This is a genomic window from Microcystis sp. MC19 (genome assembly GCF_003019735.1).
Taxonomy (GTDB): Bacteria; Cyanobacteriota; Cyanobacteriia; order Cyanobacteriales; family Microcystaceae; genus Microcystis.
Window position 1 is genome coordinate 3431655 of record NZ_CP020664.1, and the last position, 16131, is coordinate 3447785.

The window sequence follows — 16131 nt, forward strand, 5'->3', positions numbered from 1 at the left end:
GAGGGAGATCGGGAGAGATCTGGCAGTAGCATTAATTTTTGTCAGCCTTTGATCCTACTTAGATAATTTGTACTATAATACTTTGTTAAAAGTTTAACCTCATATTGAAGTATCTGGTAAAAAAATGTCAAGTAGTAAAACTGGTATTGAATGGACGGACAAAACTTGGAATCCCACCACTGGTTGTACAAAGGTGAGTCCGGGGTGTCGTCATTGCTATGCAGAAGCAATAACAATGCGTTTTCCGGGAAGTTTTCCCACAGGTTTTAATTTTACTATTCATCGAGAAAGACTAGAACAGCCGAAAAAATGGCGCACACCGAGTCGAATTTTCGTCAATTCGATGAGTGATCTTTTTCATGAAGATTTAGACTTTGGCTATTTACAGGAAATCTTTGCGGTGATGCGAGACACTCCTTGGCATATTTATCAAATTTTGACTAAGCGCCCTCAAAAACTAGCAACTTTAGCAGATAAACTGGAATGGTCGGAAAATATCTGGATGGGTGTCTCTGTAGAAAGTCAGCAATATACCCATAGAATTGAGGCTTTAAAAACAGTACCAGCCAAAGTACGTTTTCTTTCCTGTGAACCTCTTTTAGGACCACTAAATCTGGATTTATCGCTGATTGATTGGGTTATTGTTGGCGGTGAATCAGGCTATCAACATCGTCCCATAGAGCCAGATTGGGTTAGGGAAATTTTGGCTCAAACCAGAGAATCTAAAGTCGCTTTTTTCTTTAAGCAATGGGGTGGTAACTATTCCAAAGCTGGTGGTAGAATGCTTGATGAGCGTATTTGGGATGAAATGCCTGCTGCTTGGAACGAACACAATGCTAAATGGACAATCAGAGCAGGTTCCTCCCTAAAAAAACTCTCAAAAAATAAAGAACAAAATAATTTATTAACATTGACCTAAACAAAGTTATCGATATGAGTCAACGAGGGCAAGAAGGCGAAGATATTATTGGTAAATGGTCTGAGGATAAGTTAGATTTACTCGCTCAGTATCTCAACGCTTATTCTGTGATCATGAATAATCAAAAAACTCCCAAGAATCCCAGAAAAAAACCTTGGCTTAAAGCTTATTACTATATAGACGCTTTTGCTGGTTCCGTGAGACCAACAGCGAAGGAAGATGAACAACGATATATTGAAGGTTCTCCCCTGCGTGCTTTGCGAACAGAACCACCATTTGATAGTTACTGGTTTATTGATACTTCCCCTCAACGCACGGAACGTTTAGAACGTTTATGTGAGGAGTTTTCTGACCGTGAAATTCATGTCTGTTGCGGTAACTGTAATGAGATTTTATGTAACGATATTATACCCAATTTATTGCTCAAGAAAAAATTTACTCAACGAGCCTTTGTTTTTTTAGATCCCTATGGATTACAAGTAGATTGGGAAACTATTATCAAATTAGCAAAAACTAAAGCTTGCGATATTTTTATTAACTTTTCGTTGATGGGAGTTACTCGGCTTTTGCCAAAGGATAAAGAACCAGAAGCAGAGGCATTAGAACGTTTGAATAAAGTAATGGGTAACGTAGATTGGCTAGAGCAAATTTATCAACCACCACAAAATATTCAATTAAATTTGTTTGATAATCAAGAACCTAATGCCAGTCGTAACAAAATCTCTGCCGATAGATTAGCAGATTTATATACAGAAAGATTAAAAACACTTTTTCCCTGCGTTAGCAACCCAGTTATCATGAAAAATTCTAAGAATGCCGCTTTATATGCTTTGTGCTTGGCCAGTCACAATGAAAAAGCCATTAAAATTACTAACGATATTTTTAAACGTTACGAAAAACTAAAATTATCCTTGTAATTTTTGTTTTTATATTTCAAGTCAAACTCGCTCAAACTTGAGTAGTCAAAATCATTAGCCCTAAACCTCCATTGTAACAATTTTGGGGTCTAAATCCTGTTTAAAAGGTATAGGAGAGGGGGAATTATGAATTATGAATTATGAATTATGAATTATGAATTATGAAGTGGGGAAGTGGGAAGAATAAATAAAAATAATCTCCTGTCTCCTGTCTCCTGTCTCCTGTCTCCTGTCTCCTGTCTCCTGTCTCCTGTCTCCTGTCTCCTGTCTCCTGTCTCCTGTCTCCTGACTCGGAGACTACTGACTCCGTACTCCTCAATCTAGGGTCTGTGAGGAATTGAGAAATTGGGGATGATTTGATAGGATGTTAGTACAATCAGGGAATAGTAAAGGAAAAACCCCCTATTGCTCATGAGTCAAAATCCCAATTCTTCCTCGCGACCACTGCAGCCGCTGCCGGTTCCCTCCCTGCCGATGCCTTCCTCAGAGTTAATCACGGGAACTAGCACGGGGATAACTCAAGAAATAAGCCAACAGGTGGCGACACCGAACAAAAACGTCGCTAATATGGCCCAAAATGGTCAAATTTCCGCCCCACGTCCTCCCCAAAATCGTACTCCCAGTCAGGCTGCTTCTCCCCAAACCCCACCCCGGCCCGGTCGCGCTCCCAATCAACCCACCTTAGAACATTTGCTCCGGATGGCCTTTGATCGGGGTTATTCGGACGTTCACCTGGGAGTTGGAGAAAAAACCCGGATGCGCGATCGTGGTGAAATGATTATTCTCGACTATCCTGAAATTGACATCAACACTTTTTATAGTTGGTTACGGGAAATCCTAGGGGAAGAAGAAATCCTTCGCTTTAAAAAAGACCTAGAATTTGACGGTGCCACTCAGTACGAATTCGCTAGGGTGCGGATTAATATCTTTGAAAGTCTGCGCGGTCCGGGGATGGTTTTGCGTCTGATTCCCATGAAAATCCCCACTATGGAACAATTGCGCTTACCGGCGGTCTTCCAGGATGTGTGCAATGTGCATAAGGGATTGATTTTAATCACCGGTCCGACGGGTTCGGGAAAATCCACCACCCTAGCGGCAATGATCGATTACATCAATAAAGAAAAAGCCAAACATATTATCACCATCGAAGACCCGATCGAATTTGTCCATCAAAGTCGTCGCAGTTTGATCAAACAAAGGGAAGTGGGAATACACACCCACGAGTTCGATAATGCCCTAAAAGCCTCTTTGCGGGAAGATCCGGATATTATTCTGGTGGGGGAGATGCGCGACAAATCCACCGTTAATACGGCCCTGAAAGCTGCCCAAACCGGTCACTTAGTTATGGGAACCCTGCACACCAACAGCGCCGTTAAAACCCTAGAGCGGATTTTAACTCTTTATACCGCCGAGGAACGGGAATCCATGCGGGTGGCGATCGCAGAATCCCTGGTTTGTATTATTTCCCAGGGTTTATGTCGTACCAGCGACAGCAAACGGACAGCTTTTCACGATATTCTCGTCAACACAGAAACCGTCAAAGATTACATCTGCAGCGGCAAAAATGACGAAATTATTGAACTAATGAGAGATGGCGAATACCATGGCATGATTACCACTAATCAATCTCTGTTTAATCTCTATCAAGAGGGCCGGATTACTGAGGAGGTGGCCTTGGAAATGTCCCCGGTTCCCAATGAAATGGCGATGATGCTGCGGGGTAGAATCTAGAAAAACCCTGAAGGAAATCCTTGAGGGGTCAAGAGTTTAGTAGTCTAGAAAAATAGAAGCTCCTATTGATCCCCTAGGGGAAACCCTCCAGTGACAACTTCCGCAATTGTGTTGCCCGATATTTTTAAAGGCATCGCCCTGTTTACCCCCGGGGGCGACCTGATTTACTGTATCGATCCTGATAAACAAACTCATTGGCATCTGAATCTCTGCGCTGCTCTCCAGTCCGCTTTAGGGTTGCCAGAACCCCCCCATTTTTTAGTTCCTGGTTTTACCGCTACCATTGATCGCTGGCGAGATCCCTACAGTCACCGCATTCATACTAGAGCCGAAGTCTATCCCCTTGTCCGTCGCTATCAGCCTTTATTAAATGCTATTTTCGCCACGGACGATCGAGCTTGGTTTACTGTACCCTGGCAGGAACAATCCTCTAATCCCACTATCTTAGAAACCTATCGTCAGCAGTTTCCCCAACTTTGGCAATCCCACGATCTGATTCTCCGTTATCAGGAGTGCCCCGCTGCGAATTCGGCGATTGCTGCTGACTCTGACTACACTAACCCTAGTCCCAAGGGTTATGTTTTGCGGTTATTTGTCTCCGGTAATAATGCCAATACTAAACACACCCTAGAATCGATCCATCAGCTTCTAGAACGAGAATTACACCATCCCTATACCCTGAAAGTGATCGATATCTCTAAGCATCCAGAACAAGCGGAATCCAATCATGTCTCTGCTATTCCCACTTTAGTCCGGGTTTGGCCGCAACCAGTGAAACGCATCATCGGCGAATTTGAGGATTTACCGCGAGTATTACAGATTATCGCCACCGCTTAGGGTTTAAAGACTTCTGACTCGATCCCTCGCCACCATTCGCCCAATTTCATTAAGTCTTGCTGAATATCATCCAATTCTTGGATGTATTCCTGTTGGGAAAGACTGGCCCGACGTTCTTGCAGTTTTTTGAGACGCAATTGCACCAACAGCCAAGGCTTGGAAATCCCGTTGGTTTCTTCAATATAGCGAGCTATATCTTGACTATCCATAGTTTTTACTGTTATTATCCTATATTTTCTCAAATTAACCCGAGATCCCTTTTTTTAGTTGCAGAAGATTATGTTTGATTTTAGCCACTATTACCCCTACCAAGAATTAGTTTCTTTCCTGAAAAACCTAGCTTCATCCTATCCTAATTTAATTAGCCTCACCTCGATCGGTAAAAGCTACGAAAATCGAGACATCTGGTTAACCATCCTCACAAATCAAGCCACAGGCCCCTATTTAGAAAAACCTGCCTATTGGATCGATGCTAACACCCATGCGGGGGAAGTAACAGGCTCTGCCGTCGCTCTCTACACTATCTCTCATCTTTTGCGCCAATACGGTCATAATTCCTCAATTACCAGACTTCTTGACCATTACACTGTCTATATTTTGCCGCGATTGGCCGTGGATGGAGCGGAAAAATATCTCACCACTCCCTATATGTTACGATCAAGTATTCGTCCCTATCCCCACAGGGACGAGAAACCGGGGCTATATCCTGAAGATATTAACGGCGATGGTTTAATCTTACAAATGCGCCAAAAAGATAGCTGTGGCGCTTGGAAAATTTCTGAACAAGATCCTCGCCTGATGGTGCGTCGCGAACCAGAGGAATTTGAGGGAACTTTTTACACTTTGCTCACGGAAGGTTTAATCCGCGATTACGATGGCTATAATTTTACCACTGCCCCCACCCTAGAGGGTCTGGATTTTAACCGCAATTACCCCGTTTATTGGGTTCCTGAAGGGGAACAACAGGGAGCCGGAGATTTTCCTTTTTCTGAGCCAGAAACCCGTGCAGAAGCAGAATTTTGGGCAAATAACACTAATATTAATGGCTTCGTTACCTATCATACCTATTCGGCAGTCATGTTGCGTCCCTATAGCACCCATCCCGACGAATATTTCCCCGTGGAAGACTTAGAAATGTATAAGTATATTGCTGATAAGGGAAAGGCAATGACTGGTTATGAATGCGTTTCTGTCTATCACGATTTTCGTTATCATCCCAAAGAAGTGACTAACGGTGCCATGGATGATTACGGTTATGATCATTTTGGTTGGTATGGTTTTACGGTGGAGTTATGGGATGCACCTACCCAAGCAGGAGTGAAAAAAGATGATTATATTCAATGGTTTCGCTGGCATCCTTTGGAAGATGAATTGAAATTACAGCGTTGGAATGATGAGAATTTAGCGGGAAAGGGTTTTATTAATTGGCAAAGTTTTGATCATCCCCAATTGGGAGAGGTGGAAATTGGTGGTTGGGACTTTAAAAATGTCTGGCAAAATGCTCCAGAAAAGTATTTACCGGATTTATGTGAGAAACAATGTCAGTTTACTATTGCCCATGCTTTAATGTCACCTCTTTTGGCTATCTCTCGTCTCGATCTTAAGTCGGAGGGAAATGGTATTTATCATCTGGTTTTACAGTTAGAAAATCAGGGATTCTTACCCACTTATACCAGTAAAAAGGCACTGGAAAGAAAGATAGTTCGTCCCATTCAAGTCAAGTTAAATTTAGCCGATGAGGTGAGTTTAATAGTGGGAAAATTAGAGCAGGAAATCGGTCACTTAGAAGGGCGATCAAATAAAGTATATAGTAGTCTGGCTCACGGTTTAGATTATCGCCGTACGGTGGAATGGGTGATTAAGGGAGTTTCTGGTCAAGAAATCGAGATTATCGCTATAGCTGAAAGAGCAGGAACAGTCAGACAAAAAGTAATTTTATAGAGCTATTTTGTTCGATAAAATTGTTAAATAAGTATCCTTGTATTCTGTGGGTAAAACTCGCAATTTTTGGCTGCGAAGATCTGGTTCTAATCCCAAAGCTTCTAAGGGAATTACTCCTAATAAATTATTTTGACCTCCGGGTAATTCCAAACATTCAAAAGTCCCTTCCCGTCCCGCAATAATCAAGGTAGCATCGCGAAAAATTCTCGCTTTTCCTATGCCTTTAGCCGTAGCCACATCTACTTCCTTTAAAAGCTGTAAACCCAAGCGGGAGATTACTTCTGGCACCAGACAAACAGTAGTTGCTCCCGTATCTACCAAGACATTTTCTAGGGTAAGAGAGCGAATTTGTTCCGGTGCGATCATACCATCCTCCGCACGAATTTGATCGGCGCGATTGATAACTGTAATGGTGGTGTAGATTTTGCCCATATCCTCTGCAATAACTGCTGGCTCAACCATAATATTACCCTCAATTCTACCCCTAATTATACCAGAACAATTGCCAACAAATTTGTCTAGTAATTTTAATTAAGTAGGGTTTGCGGCAAAAAGTTTTTCCTGGGGGTAGGAGTCAGTAGCCGGTCGTCAGTAGCCGGTCGTTTCAGGCTTTGTTGCCCTTGTTTTTTGTACCAAGCGATGTACCACAAGAAGGATAATGCCAGGTTTTTGAAAGTCCCAATCCTATTTTCGCAGCATGAACATCGGACTTTAACAGGTCAAAAGCCTTATTTTAAAAGGGTTTTACCATTATTCAGCAAGCCCTAATTACACATCTAAGCCGTCAGCCGAACGCTTTTTCAGTCACCAGTAAACAATGAACTGAAAACTCAAATCTGATCCCTGATGCCTGTCTCCCATCTCCCATCTCCCGTCTCCTATCTCGACTAAGAAATTAATTTTGCACGACTACTTAGGGTTTGCGGCAAAAAGTTTGTTGGTGGGGGCAGGGTGCGGCCCCCCTGCCCCTAGGGCTGTTTCATTTAAATTAAGTACAGCTGATTTTAAGTCAATAAATTTGACTGAAGATTCTCAAGTTTATCTTTTTCTAACCAAAAGAATTAGTCACAATAACTAATCTTTAATCCTCTGCCAATATTTATTATGAATAAAGTGATAAAGCTTGTTCCCAAGACACTAAAAGCTTATCTCTCTTGAAATTGTCTGAGAGTACATCCTGTTAATTTAGCTAATTTTTCTGCTTCTTACGTCGATAAAACTATCAGTTTTTCCCAACGTTCAGCTAACCACCTCTGTCCCTCTGTTATTGAGAGAAAACCCAAACCTCTGAAAAGATTCAATCCTATGGTTGTGAGAATTGACCAATTGCTGGCCGCTTGAAAATCACTTATCTCGCTTTTATCTTCCTCAAAAATTACATCTTTTACCCAATGTAACTGATTTTCTATTTTCCAGTGTCCTCGAATAATTTTAGCAAATACTTGAGCGGATTCAGTTAGGCTACTGATATAGTAAGCTGTTTCTTCATACGTTTTATCCCCGCGACTACCCCTTCTTTCTACTTTAATAACTCTTCGTAGATTTTCAAACCCTTGTCTTTCATTTTTACTCACTTTAAAAACTTCTATTTTTCTTGATATTTTTCGTCCATGACTATTATCTTGTTCGAGAAAGCAACTTTCTGGCTTTGAGGAATTACTCAGGTCTTGTATTCGCTGATAAAGATTTTTCTGATTTCCTTTAACGGTGATAACATAATCATTTTTACTCTTGGCTATTAAGCTGATTGTTTTTTTCTGACAATGTAAAGCATCGCCAGTAAAAACTTTATTTTGGAGAGAGCAATCTTCAATTATAGCTTGACCTTCCTCGATTTCAGACCCTTTTTTGTTTTCGATTCTTTTTAAGTGTAATACTAAGCCACTTTCTTGACTAAACAATGAAACAAACATAATAAAATTTTGTTGTTCATCATTAGGATTCTTTAGGGTGTTTTTGAGACTTTTTCCATCTATGCCTAGCCAATTTATATCATCTCTTTGTCCATATTCTTCTAATGCCCATTCATTAAACATTTTTAACAAAATCTGCCACTCAACTCCCATCATTACCCTTCTAATTGTTGAATAGGATGGGACTCTTTCTGGAATTATGTTAAATTCTTGACTGAGCCTGTGCCGATTATTTTTAGCAAACTCTCCTAGCTCTCTATAACCTGAGTATCCTAGCATTGTTCCCAGTATTATTACTACTAATACTATCCATAAAGGGTGTCTTTTTCCTTGATCTTTCCTAAAGTCCTTGACTTGTTTCAGTTTTTCTATTAAGCTCAACATATATTTCAAAAGTTGGCGGTCACTCCTCATTTTACCTGACTGTGATCGCTTTTACTTTTGATATTCTGATGGGAGAATGAAACAGCCCTAGGGGGGCAGGGGGGGGAGAGTCCGGTCTCTGGATTCTTAATGGAGACATTGAGAATCTAAGGTGTCTCGTTGAACAAAGAATTTCCGATAGTGATAGGTCAAGAATTCCCCGTCACAGGGTAGCTTGACGGTGGGAGTATGTCAATTCGACGATTAGATACGCGGGCAGCTGACTTAATTTCCCGAATATTTTCCGATTAATCTCTGGAGAGTTCAGGAATGGTTAAGATGTTCAAAGACCGATTTATCACCGATATCGTTGGGGAGAGGTTGGCTTAACTTTCCCAGGGCAAAGATAACGAATAAAGTCGCCCAGAGAATTAATAGCCCCTTTTCCCAATTTAAGGGCAATATCCCCAAAAGATGACCGAGTAAAAGGGTGGGAACTAGAGGGGTTAAAAACTTGGTTTCTAGACGATTAAAACAAAAAGCTTCTTTGAAATAAATCCCCGTGAGACTAGCAAAAATAAAGCCCACACCCAATAAACTCACCGGATGGTTATAGACAAATTCTAGGGGAGAAAGGTGAGAATAGAGACTGAAAATTAGGGAAGTAATCGCCCCGATTAGCCAAAAAACTTGCAGGAGACGATGGAGGGGAATTAAATATATATGAATAGTCAATAAACTGATGCCTAACCCCAGACAAAAACCAATGTATAAAAGGTTAGTCAGGGGCAATAATTGCGGTCGAGTGAGAACTATAATTGTAGCGACAGCGAAACTAAAAGCCGCTAAATTTAACCCCAGACGGTAGAGACGCACGCCTAGGCGATCGCTATCCGTAATCGTAAACTCTCCGAATTGACCTTGATAAACTCGATCGACAGCAGGGGAAGTCATTATGCTCTAAAGAAAAAGGGAAGCTTAGAAAAGATCGACTACAAATCATCTTAAGCTTAAATTATGCCAGTAGCCCCACTTCTTCCCCCTCTCGGCTGACTAATTGCGAGTTTAGTAGTCAATCAAGCTAAAAATTATGATTAATTGCGATAAAAAAATATATATGTTATTTTACTGCGTCTTTCTTGTTTTAACTTCTAATTCCTTGTCATTTCAGTAATTCTCTTTGGTGCCAGAGACTTTTATGAACTCAACTAGCGAAATTTTGATCGTGGGCGGTGGTATCATCGGATTAGCGATCGCTGTCGATTTGCAATTGCGCGGGGCAAAAGTTACCCTCCTAGTTCGAGATATAGCTCAGGCCGCTAGTCGTGCGGCTGCGGGAATGTTAGCCCCCCATGCGGAAGGAATTCCCCCGAGTCCGTTTCTCGATCTTTGCCTGCAATCGCGCTGGCTATATCCAGAATGGACTCGCAAAATCGAGGATTTAACGGGGATAAACACCGGTTACTATCCCTGTGGTATTCTTGCTCCCGTTTACGAGCTAGAGCAGCCCGTTACTACCGAGGAAGTGAATAAAATTTGGTTAGACAGCAATGCAGTTCATCTCTACCAACCCGGACTAGGTAAAGATGTGATCGGTGGTTGGTGGTATCCCGACGATGGACAAGTGGACAACCGGCAGCTAGTGACTGCGCTGCAACAAGCGGCCGAAAATTTAGGGGTAGAAATTCGCCAAGGCGTAGAAGTCCACGCCATACAACAAAAGCAGGGAAAAGTCAAGAGTATTTATACTTCAATTGGGGAATTAGAAGCAAAAATTTACATTTTAGCGACGGGATCCTGGGCTAGTCAACTTTTACCCCTCCCTATCCATCCCGTCAAAGGTCAAATGGCCGCGGTAAAAATGCCCCCTAACCAGACCTTAACTAGGGTTTTATTCGGTCCCCAAACCTATCTGGTTCCCCGTCGCCATGGTCGTTTAATTATCGGGGCCACTTCCGAAACAGTGGCCTGGCAAACGGGTAATACACCCCAAGGACTGCAAACCCTTTTTGCGCGTGCTACCCGTCTCTATCCCCCTTTAGCTGACTGGGAAATCGAGGAAATTTGGTGGGGATTCCGTCCGGGTACAGCGGATGAATTGCCCATTTTAGGCCGCAGTAGCTGTGATAACCTGATTTTAGCCACCGGTCACTATCGTAATGGCATTTTACTCGCTCCTGTCACGGCTTCCTTGATTGCCGACCTGGTGATTAATGACAAAGTTAATCCCATTTTGACCCATTTTCGCTGCGATCGCTTTAATCAACCATCACCCGTTACTATTCCACCTATGTCCTTAACTATTATTGAGAATAAACCGCAAGCGCTTTTATCGCCCCAGAATGATCGCCTCACCATTGCCGGGAAAACCTTTCACTCCCGCTTGATGACTGGGACTGGCAAATATGCCAATCTGACCACTATGCAGGAAAGTATTAGTGCCAGTGAATGTCAGATTGTCACAGTTGCCGTTAGACGAGTACAAACGAACGCACCCGGTCATGAGGGATTAGCAGAAGCGATTGATTGGTCGAAAATCTGGATGTTACCCAACACTGCCGGTTGTCAAACGGCCGAAGAAGCGGTTCGGGTGGCCCGTTTAGGGCGAGAAATGGCCAAATTATTGGGACAGGAAGACAATAACTTTATTAAACTCGAAGTTATTCCCGATCCTAAATATTTATTACCCGATCCGATCGGAACTTTGCAAGCGGCTGAACAATTAGTTAAAGAAGGTTTTGCCGTACTGCCCTATATTAACGCCGATCCTCTCTTGGCCAAACGTTTAGAGGAGGCTGGCTGCGCCACGGTTATGCCCCTAGGATCGCCGATCGGGTCGGGACAGGGGCTGAAAAATGAGGCAAATATCGCAATTATCATCGAATCGGCCAAAATTCCCGTGGTGGTAGATGCCGGGATCGGTACACCCTCAGAAGCAGCCCGGGCCATGGAAATGGGGGCCGATGCTTTATTAATTAACAGTGCGATCGCTATGGCGGCCAATCCGGTTATGATGGCGCAAGCCATGGCAATGGCGGCAAAAGCGGGACGTTTAGCCTATTTAGCGGGAAGAATGCCGATTAAGTCCTCTGCTAGTCCTAGTTCCCCCCTGACGGGAACGATCGCCTAACCGATTAAGCTAGGAATGGGCTGTTTTCAGCTATCGTGGGCATGGCCAGCAAAATTGACTAGAATAAAAGAGGTGGAATCATGACTGAGAATCTGCCGGGCAATTACCGTCATGGCCGCCAATGCTGAGACTACATTTTTTGATCAGCGAGGTATATTGGCGATGATCACTAAAAATTCTTTATTATCAGGTTTGTTTCTGGGTCTGGGTTGGGTTTGCGTTAGCGGCAACCTAGTCGCAGCCCAATTGCCTATCAGCGAGCGTTGTTTAGCTGAGGCTGAATCCTGCGCTTACCAAAAATATCCCCAATACAATCAGCAATTAGACTTTCGCACCAGTCCCCAAATCGAGCAGCGCCGACTGAACACGATCGACAATCAATGCGGTAGCATTAATGCCTCTCGTTGTCATAATCTGCGTCCGCAGGTGCAAGAGCTACAGGAAACTCCCACCCTGCAGCAATTGCGGGAACAACAAATTAGAATCATCGAAACCCGTTAAAATAGGGGAGATTTGGCTATCTCCCCCCACACCACACCTCGATAAATCCCACAATTAACGCACTTCAAACAAACGATTATCCGGTAAATTACTAATCGCTCGCTGGAGACTATTCAAGGATCTATTGTAATCGACGATCGCCTGTAGATAACGGCTTCTGGCATCGGTTAAATCCCGTTGGGAGTTGATCACATCCGTTTGGGTTCCCACACCCGCCTGAAAGCGTAACCGGGCTAATCGCAGACTTTCCGTGGCCGATTCAATGCTTTTTTGCGAGGTTTTGATGTTTTCTTGGTTAGAAATCAAACTATAGTAGGATTCCTCCACCTGAAGGCGGATTTCATTGCGACGGAGGGAGAATTCCGTATCGGCGCGATCAATATTTCTTTCCGCTTGACGGGCGCGAGCAAAAGCACGACCACCATCAAAGAAAGTCCAACGAATCCGGCCGCCGACGCTAAAACCATCGCCAAAACCAGCAGCATCGCTGAGATCGTTGAGGACATTATACTCGCCCAAAAGGTCCACTTGAGGAATCACCGCCGAAATAGCGATCGAGCGGTCTTCTGCGCTAATTTCCCTCTGTAAGAGTTGTTGTTCTAATTCCGCACGATTTTTATAGGCTAAAACAATACTATCATCAAGACTTAAGCCCCAAGTTCCCGCCTCGCGAATCTCATCGGCAGCGGTTAACTCGATGTGCTGACCGACACTCAATACCTGTGCCAGTCGCCGTCGGGAAATACGCTGGTTAGAAATCGCCCGGGTTAAGTCTTGGTTAGCGTTGGCCAGGTCAACTTCCGCCTGTAGGACAGCAAATCGGGTTCCTAGTCCAGCTTGCTCCAATAATTGTGCATCGCGTAAACTTTGACTAGCATCTTCGATCGAGGCTTGGGCGATCGCAACTTGGGCATCACCCCTCTGCAATTCATAATAGGCATCGGTGGCATCAAAACGAGTTTGTTCCGAGACTCGTTCCACCTCTAATTCCTGTTGCCGGATGACTTTTTGGGCCCTTTTGATCTGGGCTGCCCGTTCACCCCCTGTATAAACCCCATAGACGATGCGAACACTACCCTGAAAGTTGGTACTATCTTCGGGTGTAACTGCTGGGATTCCCTGTTGACGAGCTAACTCATTCTGTCTTTGGGCAGCTGCCGATTGATCTTGACTGAGACTGGTTTCCGCTTGGGCCGTGGGTAATAAGGCCGCCTGTTGTTCCTTTAATTGGGCGCGAGCGATTTCTAAATCGACCCGGGCTGTCTGTAAGGTCTGATTATTTTTTAAAGCTAATTCGATCGCTTGATTTAAGGTGATCGGTTGTACTACCCTAATATTCACCTCATCCGGTTTGGTGGGAAAAATCAGGGGATTGCCACTAGGATTAAGATAATTAGGGGCCTTGGGATCCGCTTCCGTGGTTGCCGGTGCCGCCGATGGACCGGGTAATTGAGAAACTGGATTGGCAGCAGGTTGGGGTTTCTTCAATAAATCGGCAGCGGACTGAGTTTGTGCCTTAACCGAGGATTCAGCCAAGAAAACCAACCCAAGCACCGCACTCACGGTAATACCATAACGCAAGAGCAACATGAGTATCTCGAAAGTAAACAGTAAACGATAAGAAGTAAACAAGCTCACACCACTATGTTGGCCGATTACTAATTACCGATAGTAACACGGGAGCATGAAAGCCACCGTCTTTTAAGCACCAGCTAAAATGAGATTCGATTGATTTTGAACGGGACATCAAAACAGCATTAGATTTAGCCCAATACTTATAGGAGTTTCTCTATGGCTACAATTCAGACTTATCCTTGGGATGCAGCAGATCATTTGAAAACAAAAGAAGATATCGCTGCTTATCTGGAAGCTGCCCTCGAAGATGGCGATCCTAGCTTAGTAGTGGCAGCATTAGGCGATATTGCTCGTTCTCAAGGGATGACTCATATTGCTCACCAGACGGGTTTGGGACGGGAGAGTCTTTATAAATCTTTGTCGAATCGGGGTAATCGGTGAGTTTGCTACAGTTCTTAAGGTTTTGCAAGCACTTGGGTTACGCCTGCAAGTTGTACCCATTATCTAGGGTGTGCTGAAAAAGTTTGTTGGTGGGGTTAAGCAGTCAGAAGTCAGAAGTCAGGAGTCAGGAGTCAGTAACCGGTCGTCGGGAGTTTCAGGCTTTGTTGCCCTCTCTTTTTTTACCACTTTATGTACTATAAGAGGGATAATGCAAGGTTTTTGAGAGTCCCAATCCGATTTTCGCAGCATGAACATCGGACTTTAACAGGTCAAAAGCCTTATTTTAAAAGGGTTTTACCATTATTCAGCAAACCCTATCTAAAAATGCCCCATCACTAATCCTACCCCCTCCCGACGCGGATCGCCCGTAGCGGTTAACTCCCCCCAATCATTCACTGCCACCCCATGCACACCCCCAAAAAACATATTTTGTTCTTGCCACCGGGATACTTGAGTATTTGCGGGTAAAACCAGATTTTCGAGCAGATTTTCCCGATCTTCTAGGGGTTCAATTCCTAATTGTTGATTTTCCCAATGTATGCGCGAGGCCCCGATCGCATCGGCTAAAGATTGCCGAAAATCGATTAAATTACTAATAACCTGCAAAATAGCGGTGCGAATGCGATTGGAACCCCCAGAACCGAGAACAAATCGCGGCTTTCCTTCCTCTAAAATCATCGTCGGCGACATCATTGAGGATAAACGACGATCAACGGGCCAATTGTGAAAACCAAAGGGATTTAAGTCCGCTTCCCCGATCATATTATTGAGCATAATTCCCGTCCCCGGCACGGTATAAGCTGATCCTTCGCCGTTGGAAAAGGTGGCACTGGCGGCATTACCTTCCCCATCGATAATGCTAATATGGGTGGTACTGCCCCATTTATTGGCATATTTGCCTAAAAATTGCGGCGAGAGGAACTGCTCTGCGATTCCCTCCTGATGGATAAAATCATCGTAGCCTTGAACCCGCGCTTGATTGGTTAAGGCCATCACTTCCGTTAAAATTTGCAGATGTTTGGCTCCTAGAGGCTCTAAAGCCGATAAATTGACTGTTTCCAGTAATTTTAGCGCAAAAGCCAGGAGAATTCCTCCAGAACTAGGAGGCGGATTGGTCAGTATTTCGTACCCGCGATATTGGGTTTTTAGGGGTTTTCTCTCAAGGACTTGGTAATGACTTAAATCCTCTAGGGTAAGATAACCTCCCTCCTGCATATCCTTGGCGATTTGGTGGGCGATTTCTCCCTCATAAAAGTCTTTTACGCCTTTTTTGCTTAATTCCTCTAAGGTGTTGGCCAAATCCCTCATCACACAGCGATCGCCAGCTTGGAGGAGTTTTCCTTGGGGAGCATAGACTTTTAAACCCTCTCGATCTTTGAGCAGGATCGAAGCGAGTAAACCCAGGCAAAAGCCGTTATATTTGCTCAAAATGTAGCCTTGTCGAGCATATTCGATCGCTGGTTCTGCTACCACGGCAAAGGGCAATTTTCCCAGTTTTTTCTGTACTGTTTCCAGTCCCCGTAATGCCCCGGTCGTAGCGATCGCACCTCGGCCAATGTGAAAATCTTGACTAGCACCCCCAAAATCGATCGCCACTGGGTAAAAGTCGATCTTTGTCAAGGGTTTTTTAGATTTGGGAGTTTGACAAAAAAAATCAAAAAGGGTATTGACTTTTTCCTTGGTATGTGCTAGTAAAAAACCGCCGCCCCCCGCCGAAGCGAGGGTGAATTCGACCACGAAAGCCGCTAAAATCGAGCCAACAATCCCATCGAAGGCATTGCCGCCCATTTCTAAGATTAATTGTCCAGCTTCGGCAGTTTTTGGATGTCCTGCGGCGATAGCGCCCTTGCTTTTGCCAGTCAC

13 protein-coding genes and 2 pseudogenes are annotated in these 16131 nt (G+C 43.8%); 9 read left to right on the forward strand and 6 right to left on the reverse strand.

The window, feature by feature from the left end; translation table 11 throughout:
* The first annotated feature begins 124 nt into the window (after positions 1-124).
* The 4 genes from B5D77_RS17430 to B5D77_RS17445 all read left to right on the forward strand — a co-directional run bounded on the left by B5D77_RS17430 (position 125) and on the right by B5D77_RS17445 (position 4404).
* Positions 125-919: a DUF5131 family protein gene (locus B5D77_RS17430; protein ID WP_008203287.1), complete on the forward strand. Its 795-nt coding sequence runs from the start codon at positions 125-127 to the stop codon at positions 917-919.
* 14 nt (positions 920-933) lie between these two features.
* Complete coding sequence (locus B5D77_RS17435) at positions 934-1836, forward strand: three-Cys-motif partner protein TcmP (protein WP_106909305.1); 903 nt, start codon at positions 934-936, stop codon at positions 1834-1836.
* 411 nt (positions 1837-2247) lie between these two features.
* Complete coding sequence (locus B5D77_RS17440; protein WP_008203291.1) at positions 2248-3567, forward strand: type IV pilus twitching motility protein PilT; 1320 nt, start codon at positions 2248-2250, stop codon at positions 3565-3567.
* A 90-nt stretch (positions 3568-3657) separates the two neighbouring features.
* A complete protein-coding gene (locus tag B5D77_RS17445; RefSeq protein WP_106909306.1) occupies positions 3658-4404 on the forward strand; it encodes a circadian clock KaiB family protein in 747 nt (248 codons plus the stop codon).
* Here the strand turns inward: B5D77_RS17445 and B5D77_RS17450 are convergent.
* The gene (locus B5D77_RS17450) at positions 4401-4613 is read right to left on the reverse strand and encodes a hypothetical protein (protein WP_002751038.1); all 213 of its coding nucleotides are present in this window, start codon (positions 4611-4613) and stop codon (positions 4401-4403) included. The two genes, B5D77_RS17445 and B5D77_RS17450, sit on opposite strands and share 4 nt — an antisense overlap.
* A gap of 70 nt (positions 4614-4683) precedes the next feature.
* Here B5D77_RS17450 and B5D77_RS17455 point away from each other — a divergent pair, with 70 nt between their 5' ends.
* Positions 4684-6345 carry a M14 family metallopeptidase gene (locus B5D77_RS17455; protein ID WP_008203297.1) on the forward strand — a complete coding sequence of 554 codons (1662 nt, stop codon included), beginning with the start codon at positions 4684-4686 and terminating at the stop codon, positions 6343-6345.
* On the opposite strand, the gene B5D77_RS17460 is transcribed toward B5D77_RS17455, so the two are convergent.
* Both B5D77_RS17460 and B5D77_RS17465 read right to left on the reverse strand, forming a co-directional pair.
* The gene (locus tag B5D77_RS17460) at positions 6340-6807 is read right to left on the reverse strand and encodes a retroviral-like aspartic protease family protein (protein WP_008203298.1); all 468 of its coding nucleotides are present in this window, start codon (positions 6805-6807) and stop codon (positions 6340-6342) included. The two genes, B5D77_RS17455 and B5D77_RS17460, sit on opposite strands and share 6 nt — an antisense overlap.
* Before the next feature lie 743 nt (positions 6808-7550).
* The gene (locus B5D77_RS17465) at positions 7551-8642 is read right to left on the reverse strand and encodes an ISAs1 family transposase (protein ID WP_106910022.1); all 1092 of its coding nucleotides are present in this window, start codon (positions 8640-8642) and stop codon (positions 7551-7553) included.
* Positions 8643-8746: 104 nt separating this feature from the next.
* Between B5D77_RS17465 and B5D77_RS28165 the strand changes: the two are divergent.
* Positions 8747-8860: pseudogene (locus B5D77_RS28165) on the forward strand (transposase); the annotation flags it as partial.
* Positions 8861-8945: 85 nt separating this feature from the next.
* On the opposite strand, the gene B5D77_RS17470 reads toward B5D77_RS28165, so the two are convergent.
* On the reverse strand, positions 8946-9575 hold the full coding sequence (locus B5D77_RS17470) for a DUF2301 domain-containing membrane protein (protein WP_008203308.1): 630 nt from the start codon (positions 9573-9575) through the stop codon (positions 8946-8948).
* A gap of 244 nt (positions 9576-9819) precedes the next feature.
* On the opposite strand from B5D77_RS17470, the gene thiO reads away from it, so the two are divergent.
* Positions 9820-11751: a glycine oxidase ThiO gene (gene thiO, locus B5D77_RS27860; protein WP_106909307.1), complete on the forward strand. Its 1932-nt coding sequence runs from the start codon at positions 9820-9822 to the stop codon at positions 11749-11751.
* 111 nt (positions 11752-11862) lie between these two features.
* Positions 11863-12252: a hypothetical protein gene (locus B5D77_RS17480; protein ID WP_008203311.1), complete on the forward strand. Its 390-nt coding sequence runs from the start codon at positions 11863-11865 to the stop codon at positions 12250-12252.
* Between the two features lie 54 nt (positions 12253-12306).
* On the opposite strand, the gene B5D77_RS17485 is transcribed toward B5D77_RS17480, so the two are convergent.
* Positions 12307-13842: a TolC family protein gene (locus B5D77_RS17485; protein WP_008203312.1), complete on the reverse strand. Its 1536-nt coding sequence runs from the start codon at positions 13840-13842 to the stop codon at positions 12307-12309.
* A gap of 201 nt (positions 13843-14043) precedes the next feature.
* Here B5D77_RS17485 and B5D77_RS17490 point away from each other — a divergent pair.
* Positions 14044-14335 (forward strand): annotated as a pseudogene (locus B5D77_RS17490) (addiction module antidote protein).
* A 251-nt stretch (positions 14336-14586) separates the two neighbouring features.
* Here the strand turns inward: B5D77_RS17490 and ggt are convergent.
* Complete coding sequence (gene ggt, locus B5D77_RS17495; RefSeq protein WP_106909308.1) at positions 14587-16131, reverse strand: gamma-glutamyltransferase; 1545 nt, start codon at positions 16129-16131, stop codon at positions 14587-14589.

Coding starts and splice junctions, on each gene's coding strand:
- B5D77_RS17430 (WP_008203287.1), top strand. CDS start 125: ATGTCAAGTAGTAAAACTGGTATTGAATGGACGGACAAAACTTGGAAT.
- B5D77_RS17435 (WP_106909305.1), top strand. CDS start 934: ATGAGTCAACGAGGGCAAGAAGGCGAAGATATTATTGGTAAATGGTCT.
- B5D77_RS17440 (WP_008203291.1), top strand. CDS start 2,248: ATGAGTCAAAATCCCAATTCTTCCTCGCGACCACTGCAGCCGCTGCCG.
- B5D77_RS17450 (WP_002751038.1), bottom strand. CDS start 4,613: ATGGATAGTCAAGATATAGCTCGCTATATTGAAGAAACCAACGGGATT.
- B5D77_RS17455 (WP_008203297.1), top strand. CDS start 4,684: ATGTTTGATTTTAGCCACTATTACCCCTACCAAGAATTAGTTTCTTTC.
- B5D77_RS17460 (WP_008203298.1), bottom strand. CDS start 6,807: ATGGTTGAGCCAGCAGTTATTGCAGAGGATATGGGCAAAATCTACACC.
- B5D77_RS17465 (WP_106910022.1), bottom strand. CDS start 8,642: ATGTTGAGCTTAATAGAAAAACTGAAACAAGTCAAGGACTTTAGGAAA.
- B5D77_RS17470 (WP_008203308.1), bottom strand. CDS start 9,575: ATGACTTCCCCTGCTGTCGATCGAGTTTATCAAGGTCAATTCGGAGAG.
- thiO (WP_106909307.1), top strand. CDS start 9,820: ATGAACTCAACTAGCGAAATTTTGATCGTGGGCGGTGGTATCATCGGA.
- B5D77_RS17480 (WP_008203311.1), top strand. CDS start 11,863: ATGGCCGCCAATGCTGAGACTACATTTTTTGATCAGCGAGGTATATTG.
- B5D77_RS17485 (WP_008203312.1), bottom strand. CDS start 13,842: ATGTTGCTCTTGCGTTATGGTATTACCGTGAGTGCGGTGCTTGGGTTG.